Origin of the sequence: Cytobacillus luteolus, from assembly GCF_017873715.1 — a bacterium.
GTDB lineage: Bacteria > Bacillota > Bacilli > Bacillales > Bacillaceae_L > Bacillus_BV > Bacillus_BV luteola.
Genome location: NZ_JAGGKM010000001.1, coordinates 239,747 through 254,774, shown reverse-complemented (window position 1 = coordinate 254,774; position 15,028 = coordinate 239,747). Strand labels below are relative to the sequence as shown.

General features: G+C 35.9%; 17 protein-coding genes. 1 reads left to right on the top strand and 16 read right to left on the bottom strand.

Annotated elements, in window-relative coordinates; all coding sequences use genetic code 11:
- Positions 1-37 precede the first annotated feature (37 nt).
- The 15 genes from J2Z26_RS01350 to J2Z26_RS01280 all read right to left on the bottom strand — a co-directional run bounded on the left by J2Z26_RS01350 (position 38) and on the right by J2Z26_RS01280 (position 12,868).
- Positions 38-571: an NfeD family protein gene (locus J2Z26_RS01350; protein WP_193534300.1), complete on the bottom strand. Its 534-nt coding sequence runs from the start codon at positions 569-571 to the stop codon at positions 38-40.
- Positions 572-869: 298 nt separating this feature from the next.
- Complete coding sequence (locus tag J2Z26_RS01345) at positions 870-2,900, bottom strand: transglycosylase domain-containing protein (RefSeq protein ID WP_193534301.1); 2,031 nt, start codon at positions 2,898-2,900, stop codon at positions 870-872.
- Positions 2,901-3,122: 222 nt separating this feature from the next.
- The gene (locus tag J2Z26_RS01340; RefSeq protein ID WP_193534302.1) at positions 3,123-3,356 is read right to left on the bottom strand and encodes a YuzI family membrane protein; all 234 of its coding nucleotides are present in this window, start codon (positions 3,354-3,356) and stop codon (positions 3,123-3,125) included.
- 85 nt (positions 3,357-3,441) lie between these two features.
- Positions 3,442-4,089: a response regulator gene (locus J2Z26_RS01335; protein WP_209794275.1), complete on the bottom strand. Its 648-nt coding sequence runs from the start codon at positions 4,087-4,089 to the stop codon at positions 3,442-3,444.
- Between the two features lie 13 nt (positions 4,090-4,102).
- Positions 4,103-5,134 carry a sensor histidine kinase gene (locus J2Z26_RS01330; protein ID WP_193534304.1) on the bottom strand — a complete coding sequence of 344 codons (1,032 nt, stop codon included), beginning with the start codon at positions 5,132-5,134 and terminating at the stop codon, positions 4,103-4,105.
- A gap of 16 nt (positions 5,135-5,150) precedes the next feature.
- Complete coding sequence (liaF, locus tag J2Z26_RS01325) at positions 5,151-5,879, bottom strand: cell wall-active antibiotics response protein LiaF (protein WP_193534305.1); 729 nt, start codon at positions 5,877-5,879, stop codon at positions 5,151-5,153.
- 154 nt (positions 5,880-6,033) lie between these two features.
- Positions 6,034-6,402 carry a fluoride efflux transporter FluC gene (locus J2Z26_RS01320; RefSeq protein WP_193534306.1) on the bottom strand — a complete coding sequence of 123 codons (369 nt, stop codon included), beginning with the start codon at positions 6,400-6,402 and terminating at the stop codon, positions 6,034-6,036.
- Entirely contained in the window at positions 6,399-6,806 is a 408-nt protein-coding gene (gene crcB / locus J2Z26_RS01315; protein ID WP_193534307.1) for a fluoride efflux transporter CrcB, read from the bottom strand. The genes J2Z26_RS01320 and crcB overlap by 4 nt, the downstream gene beginning before the upstream one ends.
- Before the next feature lie 120 nt (positions 6,807-6,926).
- Positions 6,927-7,649 (bottom strand): amino acid ABC transporter ATP-binding protein, encoded by a 723-nt coding sequence (locus J2Z26_RS01310; protein ID WP_193534308.1) that lies wholly within the window; start codon positions 7,647-7,649, stop codon positions 6,927-6,929.
- Positions 7,646-8,302, bottom strand: coding sequence for an amino acid ABC transporter permease (locus J2Z26_RS01305; protein ID WP_193471554.1), 657 nt, complete (start codon positions 8,300-8,302; stop codon positions 7,646-7,648). Before J2Z26_RS01305 ends, J2Z26_RS01310 begins: the two co-directional genes overlap by 4 nt.
- 123 nt (positions 8,303-8,425) lie before the next feature.
- Positions 8,426-9,223: a basic amino acid ABC transporter substrate-binding protein gene (locus tag J2Z26_RS01300; protein WP_193534309.1), complete on the bottom strand. Its 798-nt coding sequence runs from the start codon at positions 9,221-9,223 to the stop codon at positions 8,426-8,428.
- A gap of 225 nt (positions 9,224-9,448) precedes the next feature.
- Entirely contained in the window at positions 9,449-9,790 is a 342-nt protein-coding gene (locus J2Z26_RS01295) for an ArsR/SmtB family transcription factor (RefSeq protein WP_193534310.1), read from the bottom strand.
- A gap of 266 nt (positions 9,791-10,056) precedes the next feature.
- Positions 10,057-10,662, bottom strand: coding sequence for an alpha/beta hydrolase (locus J2Z26_RS01290; RefSeq protein WP_319638001.1), 606 nt, complete (start codon positions 10,660-10,662; stop codon positions 10,057-10,059).
- A gap of 36 nt (positions 10,663-10,698) precedes the next feature.
- A complete protein-coding gene (locus J2Z26_RS01285) occupies positions 10,699-11,151 on the bottom strand; it encodes a MarR family winged helix-turn-helix transcriptional regulator (protein ID WP_193534311.1) in 453 nt (150 codons plus the stop codon).
- 154 nt (positions 11,152-11,305) lie between these two features.
- On the bottom strand, positions 11,306-12,868 hold the full coding sequence (locus J2Z26_RS01280) for a catalase (RefSeq protein ID WP_193534312.1): 1,563 nt from the start codon (positions 12,866-12,868) through the stop codon (positions 11,306-11,308).
- Positions 12,869-13,033: 165 nt separating this feature from the next.
- Between J2Z26_RS01280 and J2Z26_RS01275 the strand changes: the two genes are divergently transcribed.
- Positions 13,034-14,137, top strand: a complete 1,104-nt coding sequence (locus J2Z26_RS01275) for a D-alanyl-D-alanine carboxypeptidase family protein (RefSeq protein ID WP_193534313.1) — start codon at positions 13,034-13,036, stop codon at positions 14,135-14,137.
- A 70-nt stretch (positions 14,138-14,207) separates the two neighbouring features.
- Here J2Z26_RS01275 and J2Z26_RS01270 read toward each other — a convergent pair whose 3' ends face one another.
- A complete protein-coding gene (locus J2Z26_RS01270; protein WP_193534314.1) occupies positions 14,208-14,942 on the bottom strand; it encodes an urease accessory protein UreH domain-containing protein in 735 nt (244 codons plus the stop codon).
- Between the last annotated feature and the right edge of the window lie 86 nt (positions 14,943-15,028).

Genomic DNA, 15,028 nt, shown 5'->3' with positions numbered 1-15,028 from the left:
AAAAAAGTATATTTTTTATAATTAAAATCTAGTAGATTTAATTAAAACTATCATATGCTTTCACATAAAGAACAGATTCTTTCACATCAATGACCAGAACCTCTTTATCATAAGGTATTGGATCATCGTCAAAACTTTTCGCTGACATTGAAAGAGTCCCACTATTTCCTTCTAGCACAACTTCTCCAAAGCCATCCTCTGGTATAGAAATAATTACTTTACCAAGTCTCCCTTTCAGATCATCTTCAGTAAAAACAATTGATTCCTCAGCTGACCGTAGAGGAATTAGTACGAATATATTTAATAAAATGACTGAAAAAAGTGCAAGAATGACAGAAATCATAAAGACAATAAAACTATTTAACGGTGAAAGTTTTTCAAACAAGTATCCCGTTGCACTAAATATAGTAACAAATGAAAAGATAAGTGTAGGATTTAAGACACCATCAGGAATTGCTTCAAAGATGCCTTCTAAAATATCACCAAATAGAATGTAGAGAAGGGTGAATATACCACCAATGATTAGTCCAAATAAATAGATTTCCTGTAATGAATAACCGAAGAGTTCCATGGCAATTATTCCTGACTTTTCTTCTGTATTATTTTCAATTCTTGTAGCCTACTTGCTAATTCACAGCTCTTGCTCTTAATCATAGTAGAGTCCTCCTTAGAATTGCTTTTAATCATTGGTTTTAACATAAGTTTGTGTTTCACAATAGTATTTACGACTGAAACTAAAAAAGGTTTCGAAATTTTTAATTTCTTTCTTGTAAAAAGTCTTCCATATTCATTTTACAATAATAGGAATTAAAATGGGGACATTCCCATTAATTTACTAAAAAAAGCACAGGATTTAATCCTGTACTTAATCAATCATCATCGTCGTCATCATCATCGTCTTTATCTTTCCCCTTGTTACCTTTACCTTTTCCTTTTTCTTTTCCTTCACCATTACCTCGCCCTCTTCGTTCCTCTTTCTTATCCTCATCTCTGTCATCAAATCTTTGAATAGGCTTAGGACTTTGGAAAACTGGAAGATTAAAGGAACTGCTTGATGTTCCCTCTAGAGCTGCACTCATTATTTCCTTAAATATTACAGCAGCTGTTGTTCCACTTGTTGTTGTTAAATAATGATTTTTATCTGTTTTATCATAACCTAACCAAATAGCTCCAACCACTTCGGGTGTATATCCTACAAACCATTGGTCTTTTACACCATCAATTCCAGTGATTGGCACTTGAGTAGATCCTGTTTTTCCTGCAAGCTCTCGACCTGAAATCCGTGCATTTTTACCTGAACCCTCATCAACAACACCCTTAAGCATAAAGGTCATTCTTTCCGAAACTTGAGGACTCGTTACTTGAACTGACTTTTCTTGCCACGTAGCAAGTCTATCACCTTTAGTATCAATTATCTTTATGACTGCATGAGCCTCATGTCTAACCCCTTTGTTAGGAAAGGTTGAATACGCTTCTGCCATCTGTAGTGGAGAAACGCCATGCTGTAAACCACCAAGGGCTAGACTTAAATTATGGTCTTCTTTTGATAGAGGAATTCCAAATCGTTCTACTGCGTTAATCCCATTCTTTAATCCAACTTTATTTAACATCCAAACAGCTGGGACATTATAAGAATTTCTAAGGGCATCATACATCGTAACCATCCCTTTATAGCTATTGCTAAAATTAGATGGTTTATAGCCATTAAAGCTCATCGGCAAATCAGGTAAATCATCAAATACACTATATCCAAGTTCAAGTGCTGGAGTGTATGCAGCTAGTGGCTTCATTGTTGATCCTGGTTGCCTTTCTAACTGAGTGGCATGATTGAACCCTCTAAAAACATGTTTTCCTCTGCCACCTACAATCGCATTTATCCCCCCTGTTTTAGGATCTAACAGAACAGTTCCACTTTGAACTATTTGCTCTGAAGTTCCCTTAGGAAATAGATTGCTATTCTGATAAACTTGTTCAGCTGCTTTTTGCATCTTTTGATCTAATTCAGTATAGATGTGAAGTCCACCTGAAAGAATCTCGTTTTGGGTAAGTCCATACTTTTCAATTGCTTCTTCAATAATATGGTCTACATAATAAGGATACTGACCCTCATAAGGATCAAGTTGTTTTCCTTCCAGGACAATTTCCCCAGCCTTTGCCTGATTCAATTCTTCTTCAGTGATATATTCATGTTTGTGCATTAAAGCTAGGACAATATCTCTTCTCTCCATCGACTGTTCGAAGTTCTTAAGTGGAGACAGCTTAGAAGGAGCTTTAATCAACCCTATTAATATGGCAGATTCACTTATGGTTAATTCCTGAACCTTTTTGCCAAAATACAATTCAGCAGCATTCCGGATTCCCCATGCTCCTTCACCAAAATAGATCTGATTTAAATACATTTCCAAAATCTCGTTTTTAGAGTATGTTCTTTCAATCTTTTGAGCTAAAAAGTACTCCTCCAACTTTCTACTCAATGTTTGATCATGTGTTAGAAAAACATTTTTAGTTAATTGCTGTGTAATGGTACTACCACCCTCAACTACACTTCCAGCTTGGATATTCCGAATCATTGCTCTTAGGATCCCTAGATAGTCAATTCCATTATGTTTGTAAAACCTATGATCCTCAACTGATATAACAGCATTTACTACATGGTTTGGAACCTCTTCGAATTCAATACCTTTAATTTTAGAATTTAGTAATGTACTAGCTACCTCTCCATGTCTGTCATAGATAATCGTTGGTTGTGGTAAAACATGGTTCAAGCCACTAATATCTCTTGTCATGATATATCCATTGACTGCAAGAATTCCTACTAATAGTAAGACTAATAGCGCTAGCAGAATTAATTTGTGAATACTTTTGTTAATAAGCTTTCTTTTCTCTCGGTGTCTTTTCATCTTAGATCCTCCATAACAATCGTAAAGGTTCAATATATATACTTCGAGAGAATCATGATTATATGGGGGTTAAAAAATCCTTAAATGCAGTTATTAAATCAAAAAAAATTGATTATTTTTCTATTCTAATCAAACGTTTGTTTAAATTGGGCTTCTTTTTAAACAAACGTTTATTTAAATTCCGCTTAAATTTAAACAACTGTTTGGAAAAAAGCATACATTTCAATATTCTTTTCTTGATAAAGGAAAAAAGTGGGCTAATACGATTAATAACATTCCACTCAAAAACACATACATAGGATAGTCGTAAATTAGAATGGTCATAAGCTCATCCCAACTTAATCCATTCCCTTTTATGTTGTATGTATTAAGTTCAAAAATGAGTTGGATTGCACCAATTACCTTTAAATTAATCGCTACAAAAATCAGAACTAGCTTTAAGAAGACATTTTCCATACGATCTTACCTTCCAGAGTAGATTTGCTATTACTACTTTATGCTAGTTCGATTTGTAATAGTACAAGTTCCCCTTTCATGAACATCACTCTTTTTTTCGTAAAATCCCATTTCTATTGGCATAAATGGCTGCTTGTGTTCGGTCTGCAACTTCCAGCTTACTTAAAATATTACTCACATGTGTTTTGACAGTTTTTATACCAATGAATAGTTCATCAGCAATTTCTTGATTCGTTAATCCATCCCCTATGCATTGTAATACATCATATTCGCGTTCAGTTAGCTCATGATGTGGGAGTTTTTCTTGGGTTCTAAAACGATTCATCATCACACTTGCAACCTTAGGCTCTATTACATTTTCGCCATTTGCAGCCTTCATAATGCTTGAGACAATGTCTTCGGCTTTAGCCGTTTTTAAGATATAACTAAAAGCTCCTGCTTCAATAGCCGGAAATACTTTTTTATCATCATAAAAGCTAGTTAAAATAATGATCTTGCAACCTGGATGTGTTTTCATAATTTCTTCCGTTGCTTCAATTCCCGTCCCATTTTCCATCACTAAGTCCATTAAAACAATATCAGGGTTCCATTTATGAACAAGCTCAACAGCCTCTTTACCACTAGCGCCTTCAGCGATGATTTCGATCATAGGCTCCGTTTCCAAATAGGCGACTAATCCTCGTCTTACCATATCGTGATCATCTATTACAATTAACCGAATCGGACTTTTCATTCTTGTTTCCCCCTTATACAGAAACTCTTATCGTAATATACGTTCCTTCATCCTGTTTTGAATGTAGCTTAAATACTCCACCAATTTCTTCACAGCGTTCCCTCATTGTTTTAAGACCATATGAAATTTTCTTATCTTCACTAACGTCAAACCCTTTGCCATTATCGTAAATTTGCAAAAAAACGTATTCTTCTTTTTGAGAAAAAGTGAGCTTTACTTGCGTTGCATCTGAATGCCTCAATATATTTGATAAAGCTTCTTGTATAATACGAAAAAGATGATCTTCTGTACCTTTTGATAAACAATCGATTTGATCAATGGCCGTTTCAAAATGGAGAGAACATTTCGATTGTAGTTCTTCAATTAACTTAACTAAACCTTCGTAGAGAGAATCTCTTCCTAAATGTACCGGCCTTAAGTGCAAGAGTAATGCTCTCATCTCCACCTGAGCTTGTGCTGCAAGTTCAGAAACTTGCCCAATGATCTCTTTTACCTTTTCTGGCTTTGAATCTAGTAATCTTACTGCTGCAGATGACATCATCGATACTGCAAATAACTGTTGGCTGACAGCATCATGTAAATCTCTTGCTATCCGCTGGCGTTCCTCAATCGACGCAGCTTTATGTGCCTCTTCGGCTAACTCCGTTTTTTCGTCAGCTAACCTTTGGAGTGATTGTACTTGCTTTTCAATTTTGGCAGACAGTTGATTTAACGATTGAGTTATCCTCGCAATTTCATCTTGACCATCAACATCCACCCTCGTCTTTAAGTTACCTCTTTCAAGAATTGTGATAAATGTTGAAACTTCCTCGAGCCTTTTCTTTACATCTGTACTGTCTCTGTACCCAAAATAGATTCCTGATCCCACACTGATCACAAACACAAAAGCTGTCAGCAAAAGAATTGTTGATAATGCTAAAGGGTTCTTTGGTAGTGCTAGTAAAATAAGCTGAAGGCCCGTAAAAAAGAGAATACCTACCATCAGTGCAGAAATGACATGTGAACGAATCATCGTTAGCCTAATGCTATTTAAATTTGAAAACATTTACCTTAAGCCCCCTTTACACCTTTTCAACTTGAATGGAGCCTACACTAAGATTAATATTTATTGTTAGTTTTCTAGTTTCTTCATCATAGTGTTCAGATTTATAGGAATACGAGCGATTCAAACCATCCGAATCATTGTCAAAGATTTCTATAGAACCTGTTTTAACTGTAGCCTCGACTTTGATCGCTAAGTCTTCAGGAACAAGTAAGGTAACATCTCCGACCCAACCTGAAATATCAATCTTTGTTTCTTTATCAGGAATGAACGCTTTACTGAAATCGAGATGAACGTCACCAATTCCAAGTTTTATATTCTTATCCTCTAGTGACCAATTTTCACTGTTGCTCACATAGTCTCCAATTGCCACCGAGTCCTTTTTCGCAAATGAAATAGATACGCTTTTTTCTTTAGAAAATAATTTCATCCCTAAATAAATTAGTAAGACCGGCCATAGCTTCCACACATCCCAAAAGGTAAATGTGATATAACCTAATCGATCTAGGGCTAGTAATGTTCCAAAAAGTAGTAGAAAAAAACCTCCAAACCAACCTTTTTGCCCTTTCGACAAAATCGACTCTACTAACCACTTAAATCCAACAATTAGGAATAGCACTGGATAGAATGTGACAAATAAATTGTTTATTTCCAAGGAAATGACATCAATATTTACAAGAAGTAACAAGATTCCAAAAAGGATTAATAATAATGCCGAGAAAACTCGATTTAAGGTAAATTGCTTCATACGACCCCTCTTTCCACAGTAAAAGAATAATTTCAACTATACTTGTACCCTCTTACTCTAAGTAGTGAATTTCCTTTATTATAAGAAAAATATATATTCAAAAGAACGAACGAGGGAAGGGAACAGTATCAGTCTTAAGACTGATTTTTTAATGCTATAAGAAGTATGTAGTAGATATAAATCCTACCCCTGCACCAGTAATACCTAGTAAAACAGATAACAGAACATAATAACTTGCAATCTTTCTATTCCCTTGTAATAAAAGCTGTATCGCCTCAACACCAAAGGTAGAAAACGTTGTGTAAGCACCCATAAAACCAATTCCAACTAGATACCAGACCCATTCAGCTAATAAATCTGACATGTAGAGTGCTCCTAAGACTCCCAATAAAAATGAACCACTACTATTAATGATAAATGTTGCTAATGGAAAGACCTGGTTAGACTTATTAGTTACTCGTAACGCAATGATATACCGACATAACGCTCCGAAACTCCCACCTAAACCAATAAGTATTATCATATAGGTTGACCTTCCTTATTAATTTTCTTATACGCCAATTTATACCCTAAAAATGTGAAAAAGAGTCCTACAATGACACTTACCATTACATAGGTAATTACTTGAATATACTGCTTATCCATAATCAAATAGAATGTTTCTAGTGAGAAGGTAGAAAATGTAGTAAACGATCCGATTACCCCTGTTCCTATAAAGGGCACCCAAATAGAATTTCTTTTAAACTTTGCAACACCATAGGTTATAAACCAGCCTAAAAGGAAACACCCAACCATATTTACAAATAGGGTTCCAACTGGAAATCCATTAGTATTCTGTAGCCATTCACCGAAGGTATATCTTAAAATAGATCCAATAAATCCACCAAACATGATTAATATAATGATTTTATTTTTTGAGTGGCCCATCGACAAACCCCCTACACTGACAACTACTTTATTTCTATCTTATACAAAGTTGTTGTAAAGAGCCAGACTATTAAAAAAATGCTGATACCTAGGTATCAGCATTCACGACAAGTATATTGTTTATAGTACTTTACTCAGGAATGATTTTGTTCTTTCGTGTTGAGGATTTTCAAAGAGTTCTTTTGGTACGTTTTCCTCAACAATGTAGCCACCGTCCATGAATATGACTCGGTCTCCAACTTCACGTGCAAAGCCCATTTCATGTGTAACAACAACCATTGTCATTCCGTCTTTTGCTAATTGTTTCATAACCTCAAGTACCTCGCCGACCATTTCTGGATCTAGTGCTGAGGTTGGCTCATCAAAAAGCATAATTTTTGGTTCCATCGCTAATGCTCTAGCTATAGCTACCCTTTGCTTTTGCCCACCTGAAAGAGAATCAGGATACGCATCAGCCTTTTCAGCTAAACCAACCTTTTTAAGCAGTTCTAAGCCTTTTGCTCTAGCATCAACTTCCTTCATTTTCTTCACATTCATTGGTGATAAAATAATATTTTCAATGACCGTCTTATGAGGAAATAAATTAAATTGTTGAAACACCATTCCAACATTTGTTCTAATTTCATTTATATTGGTTTTCTTATCTGTAAGATCTACACCCTCGATAAACACCTTACCAGCTGTTACTGATTCTAGTAAGTTTAAACACCTAAGAAAGGTAGATTTACCTGAACCTGATGGACCAATTACAACAACCACTTCTTGTGGCTGAACCGAAGCATTTATATCCTTAAGAACTTCATTATCTCCAAACGACTTTTTTAAGTTTTCAACCTTTATCATTCTGTAGCCAACCTTCTCTCTAAGCGGTTTAGGAAAAAGCTTAATGTAAGTGTTAATACTAAGTAAATTAAGGCAGCTGTTAAATACGGCTCCCAAACCTTATAATATTGCCCTTGCATTGCACGTCCCCAATACATAATCTCAGGAGCTGCTATGAATGCAGCCAAGGACGATTCTTTAATAAGTACGATGAATTCATTACCAAGTGGGGGGATCATTCGTTTCGTGGCTTGAGGTAGAATGACATGGCGCATTGCTTGAATATGTGTCATTCCAAGTGAACGGGCCGCCTCCATCTGACCTTTATCAATTGATTGGATACCTGCTCTAAATATTTCTGCAATATAGGCAGCTGCATTTAATGAAAGTGCTACGATTGCTGCAGCTATCGCATTTGTTTCTCCAATTAACGCTGGAACCAACCCAAAGTGAATTAATAAAATTTGAACAACAAAGGGTGTCCCCCTAAAAAAAGCAATGTATGCTACAAATGGAAAGGCAATGAGTTTATTTTTAACCATTTTACCTAATCCAATTAATAGACCTAAAATTGTTCCTATTAATATACCTGCAAGTGATAGACCAATTGTTAATAGTGTCCCTTTTAGAAAAAACGGACCGTATTCAATAATTAAATCAAAACGAAAATCCATCTTTTATTATCTCTCCTTAAACAACCAAATACTATTTTTTGTAAAAGTTTACAATATATAGTCTACTAATCATAAAGTGAAAAATTGCGTAACACAAATACATGTTACGCAATTTTATTTCTTTTATTGTTGTGCTTTAAGTGTTTCGATATCTGGATCTGAACCGAACCACTCGTTATAGATCTCTGCATATTTACCACTTTCAAATACTTTGTTAATTGCAGCACTGAACTCTGAAACAAGTGGGCTTCCTTTAGGGAACATCAAGCCGTAGAACTCTGCGTCAAAGCTATCTGTATCTGCAACAACTTTTAAGCTTTCATTTGGGTTGTTTTTTGCATATTCTTCAACTACTGTATTATCAGCTACAACAGCGTCAGCACCACCAGCAAGTAATTCCATAATTGCTAGATTGTTATTTTCGAACTTTTTAAGGTTACTGTTGTTTGCACCGAATAATGCTTCGACAGCCTCTTGACCTGTTGTACCATTTTGAACAGCTACTTTTTTACCTTCTAAGTCTGCTGCACTAGCAATGTCGCTATCAGCTGGAACTAGAATTTTGTTAGTAGATAAGAAATATGGTACAGAGAAATCATAAGTTTGTTTACGATCATCATTGATTGTAATTGATGAGATGGCAAGATCAGCAAGTTCGTCTTCAACTTCAACGAACAACGGGTCCCAACCTACGTTAACTAGTTCAATTTCATAACCAGCTTCCGCTGCAACAGCTTCAATGAAATCAACACTAAATCCAACGATTTCACCTTTGTCTAAGTATTCGAAAGGAGCATAAGCCGCGTCAGTTACAACCTTTAGTTTTTTCTTTTCTTCCCCACCAGTTTGCTCGCTGCTAGTACCGCAAGCAGTCATAACGAACATTGCTAAAAATAAAGTAAATACTAGAAATTTTTTCATTGTGATCCCCCTTGATTTATATTATCAATTCTAATATTTCTGACAATTAATTATACCTCTATTACGCCCAAATTAAAAGTAATCTCATCATTTTCATTTTTTCTTATGAAATTTCGGTTAATTTCGACATGTTTGATTATACATAAGTATGATTATTAATTCAATAGTTTTTTAGATTAGTATATTTATCCAAAATAAAAAACACCCAACTACTATAGTTGGATGCTATTCACAGCAGGAAGATTTAGTGGAGTCTGGTTTAAAGAGACAACACAACTCTTCCGATAAAAGGTGATTAAGTTCTTTTTCGTTTAGTTCATAATAACTCCATGTGCCTTTTGTAACTTTAATAAGCAAATCTGCATCAAACAGTATCCTTAAGTGATAGGATAGCTTTGATTGTGGCATATCAATGATATCGGATAAATCACATACACATACACTGCCACGTTTGACGATTTCATTCATAATCATAAGGCGTTTTTTATCAGCTAATGCCTTAAATTTTTGTTCGTATTTTTCGAATGTTTTTTCTAGCGTAACATCGGTTAGTTCGATTTCATTCATCTGTACTCACCCTTTGCAAATACCATTGTTATCTTTATTTTAATCAAATTATTTTGATGATGCAAGCACATTTATAATTGCTAACCATATGAATGCCTGTTAATTTCTGCTGCAGGCACTCGCTTTCCGCGGGCGGTCCGTGAGCCTCCTCGGCGCATTTGCGCCTGTGGGGTCTCACTTTGACGCGCTACTCCCGCAGGAGTCTCCTGCCTGCAGCAGAAATTAACATAGTATACAAATGTATCTTGGCCTTTAACGAATTTAAATTAAAATTTTGTTTTATACCATTCTGCAGCTGCTTCAACTTCTGTTTTTGTAAGTTGGTGGCCATTGTTTTCCCAATGGATTTTGGCTTCTGCGCCTGTATTTTCTAGTAAGGTTTGAAGTTCAGTTGCTTCGGTGGAAGGACAGATTGGGTCATTTTTACCTGCTGATATGAATACTGGCGTTCCATTATGCTTTGGTAACTCTCCCCCTCTTAGTGGCACCATAGGGTGGTGTAATATTGCACCTTTCAATGAATTACTATAATGGAAAAGTAAACTACCAGCTATATTCGCACCATTTGAATACCCGATAGCAACAATGTTATTTCGGTCAAATTCATATTTAGTAGCTGCGTCATCTAAGAAAGAGTTCAATTCCTTTGTACGTTCAATTAGGTCTTGCTCATCAAATACACCTTCAGCTAGTCTTCGAAAAAATCGAGGCATGCCGTTTTCTAGAACATTTCCTCTTACACTTAATATAGAAGCAGTAGGATCTATCATTCCAGCTAAAGGTAGTAAATCATTTTCATTACCACCTGTTCCGTGTAGTAATAATAATGTTGGTTTATTCATGTCCTGGCCTTTTTCAAAAATATGCTTCACCTTTTTTCCTCCTTCTAGTTGCTATCATAAAATTGGTTACTTGTTTTCCTGTAAGCCTACTTTTTTCAATAGTGTAATCATTGTTTCTTTTTCTTCATTCGTAAGCCCAGAGAAGATTTTATGGACTTCTGCTTGGTGATTAGGAAAAATTTCTTCCATTAGCTTTTTACCTTCCTCGGTGATGGAAGCATAAATAACTCTGCGGTCTTTTGGACAAGAAACACGTTGTAGTAGTTTTTTGTTCTCCAGTTTATCAACTACATACGTGATGCTTCCGCTAGCAAGTAATACCTTTTTACCAATATGTTGAATGGGTTGATCTCCCTTGTGAAATAACAATTCTAATACTGCAAACTCAGTTGGGTTTAATCCATATGTTTTAATATCCTGTTCGACTAAGTCTGCAACCGTTCTGTTCGAACGAGCTAACACTATAAACAATTTTAACGAAAGACTAGAGTCGTTTAAATTTGGTTGATTTTGATTCATTCTTACCAATCCTTTATCTTGAATTCGAGATAATATTAGTATAGCTCATTTTCTACTATCAATTCAACCTTTTAGAATATACCCAGTAGTTTTTTCTTCTAAACAACGAAAAATAGAACTAGCATTTATGCTAGCCCTAGAATTATTAATCGGTTTAATATGGATCTGAAGGGTGTCCCATTTCTTCAGCTTGTTTAACTGCCTCATCCATTTTATTCTCTGAATTATTTCCTGCCATTTTCAAACCTTCTGCAACTCTTCTACCATATTCTTCGTCGCACTGAGTGAATATATCTACCATACGATCTTGAATTTCTTTACGACAAACAGATAGTGCACCTACAAGATTCGAGATGAGTTCGTCACGCTCCCAATCGTTAAATCTTCTGTATGTTTCACCAGCTTGTCCGAAATTGTTTTCACGCGATATCTTCTCTCTTTTTAAATTGCCTTCTACATATGGCTCATGCTCTTTTCCTGGATTCTTAGCTTCTTTCAGTCCCCCGATAAGAGATGGCTCATAATTAACATGCGGGTTCTGATCTTTTCCAAAGTCTGTACGATAATCCATCTGACCACCGGACTGATTTGTTGCCACATGTTTTTTCGGTTTGTTAATCGGCAATTGTAAGTAGTTAGAACCGACACGGTAACGCTGTGTATCTGAATAGGAGAATGTTCTTCCTTGAAGTAGTTTATCATCAGAGAAATCCAGTCCGTCAACAAGTACACCCGTACCGAAAGCAACCTGCTCTACTTCTGCAAAGTAGTTCTCAGGGTTTTTATTTAAGACCATTTTTCCAACTTTATGCCATGGATATTGATCTTTATACCATAGCTTAGTTGGGTCAAGTGGATCAAAGTCCAGTTCAGGATGTTCGCCATCCTCCATGATTTGAACATAAAGCTCCCATTCAGGATAGTCTCCTTTTTCAATTGCCTCATATAAATCCTGAGTGGCATGATTAAAGTTCATACTTTGCAATTTATCTGCATCTTTTTGGGCTAGATTTTTAATACCTTGAACAGGTTCCCAATGATATTTTACAAGGACTCCTTTTCCTTCTTCATTGACCCATTTATAAGCATGTACTCCCGAACCTTGCATTTCTCGATAATTAGCAGGAATACCCCATGGTGAAAATAAGAAAGTAACCATATGGGCAGATTCTGGTGTTTGGCACAAAAAGTCAAACATTCTTTCTGGATCTGATAGGTTCGTAACTGGGTCCGGCTTAAATGAATGAACCATATCCGGAAACTTTAATGGATCACGGATAAAGAATATCTTCAAGTTATTTCCAACTAAATCCCAGTTTCCGTCTTCAGTATAAAACTTAACGGCAAATCCTCTGGGGTCACGTAATGTTTCTGGTGAATGTCCTCCATGTACAACGGTTGAAAAACGTACAAATACTGGAGTTTGTACTTCTGTATTAGTAAATACTTTCGCTCTTGTATAGTTAGAAATAGGTTCCCCGTTAACTGTTCCGTAAGATTCAAAATAGCCATGTGCTCCGGCTCCACGAGCATGTACTACACGTTCAGGAATTCTTTCACGGTCAAAATGGCTGATTTTTTCAAGAAAATCATAGTTCTCTAAAGTAGTAGGACCACGATTCCCAACAGTTCTTACATTTTGATTATCAGTTACTGGATGGCCTTGACGGTTAGTTAAAATATCTTCTGATTGGTTGTGTTCATTTTGCTCATTCATGGGTTCATCTCCTTGAAAATGTACTACTTATCTACGCTACCAATATAGCCATATAAAATTTCAAAAATACCTTTTAAAGGAAAACTTTTGACCTAAATGACGAATAGTATCGTAGTAGAATGACAAACAATAGTGTTGTGAAAATAAAATAGGAAGGGAGATAAAATGAAACGTTCAAAGTACATTACAATACTCACTGTATTCCTCTTACTAATCACTTTACTTCCTACAAAGAGTCACGCTATTGCCGCAAAAGGTGCCATCTTAATGGAACAGCACTCAGGACGGGTTTTATATGAAAAAAATGCACATGCCCCACTAAGAATCGCAAGCATAACTAAAATAATGACAGCCATTCTAGCTATTGAGTCAGGTAAGCTGGATGACACTGTAAAGGTAAGCAATAAAGCCATACATACAGAAGGCTCCTCTCTTTATCTTCAACCTAATGAAAAAATGAAGTTAATCGATTTAACGTATGGACTTATGCTTCGTTCAGGAAACGATGCAGCAGTTGCTATCGCTGAACATGTTGGGGGAAGTTTAGACGAATTTGTGGATATGATGAACAAAAAAGCAAAGGAAATCGGTATGAAAAACACGGTTTTCGCAAATCCACACGGGCTTGATGATCATGAAAATCACTACTCATCTGCGTATGATATGGCTTTGTTAACTCGATATGCAATGAAGAATGAAACGTATGCAAAGATTTCAGGCACGAAAGATTATAGACCTTCTAGTGGTGAAATCGCTAGATCGTGGCATAACAAAAACCGTTTATTAACACAGTTTTATGAATATTGCACTGGTGGGAAAACAGGTTACACGAAGAGAGCTAAGCGAACACTTGTTACAACCGCTTCAAAAGATGACCTTGATTTAATTGCTGTTACGATTAACGACGGTAATGATTGGAACGACCATATGGCTCTTTACAATCGTGCTTTTGAGCAGTATGAGTTAGTTGAAATTGTAAAAAAAGATGAGCAGGCTCAAATTAATGATCAGTATTACAAAGGAAACATTAGTACAAAGGATAGATTTGTGTATCCAATGACTGCTAAGGAAAAGGAAGAAGTCTCACTCTCAATCAAACTGCTACATCCGAAAAAAGTTAAGAAAGGACATGACCTAGAAGATCCGGTCGGTAAGATTTCGGTTTATATTAAAGATAAATCAATAGGTCATGTAAATCTTTATTTAACGGATATACCAGACGACTTAGAAAAGGGATTCTGGGAGAAATTGAAGGATAAGTTTAAGTGATAAATATAGCTACCCTCGCCTTAAGTGTTGGGTAGCTTTTGGTGTTTAGATTAGAGGTTTGAATAATGAGCTAAATCGTCCAGTACGTAATAGTGTCAAACAGACCGATAATGATTAAAAGAATACCAGCTATTCTTTGTAAGTTAGCCCCGACTTTTCTACTTTTTCTTAAAACCAATCCACTCGCTCCGAAGTACCAGATTAACCCCATGACGAGCAATAAAGGTAATGTAGTTCCGATAGCAAACAAGCTTGGCAAAACCATCCCATATGAGGTAGAAAGAACAACTGGCATTAGTGTTATAAAAAACAATACAAACATCGTCGGGCAAAATCCTAGGGAAAAACTAGCCCCAAGAAAAAAAGATCCTGACTTTCCTTTTTGCAATAGTCTTTTAGACCGGTCAAAAAGTGAGATAGACCCATTTAGTTTGATAAGTCCCAGCATATAAAAACCAACTAGGATAAATAAAGGTCCTATTATTTTTTTAAACCAAGGAAAATAAACCGTTAATTCTGACTGAAACTCCCTACCTAACAACCATACCAAGAGACCCAAACCACTGAATACTGTTATTTTTCCTAATGTAAATAGCAGAACATCTGCCCAGGCAAGTCCCTTTTGAAAGGACTTATTTCCATAAAGAGTCATGGCCCCAACATTAGCTGTAAGCTGACAGGGTACCATTGAGCCAACAATGCCGAGTAAAAATGCAAATAAAATCGGAACTGTTTCAAAGCTTCTAGCTAAGTTGTTAAATGGTTGCGAAATCAGGTATCCAATCTGATTGATTAGCTCATACATAGAATCACCGTTCCTACTAATACTTGTTACAACTATTTTAGCATAGAGAATAAACATACTTTGTGAAAACTAAACAAACGTTTGAT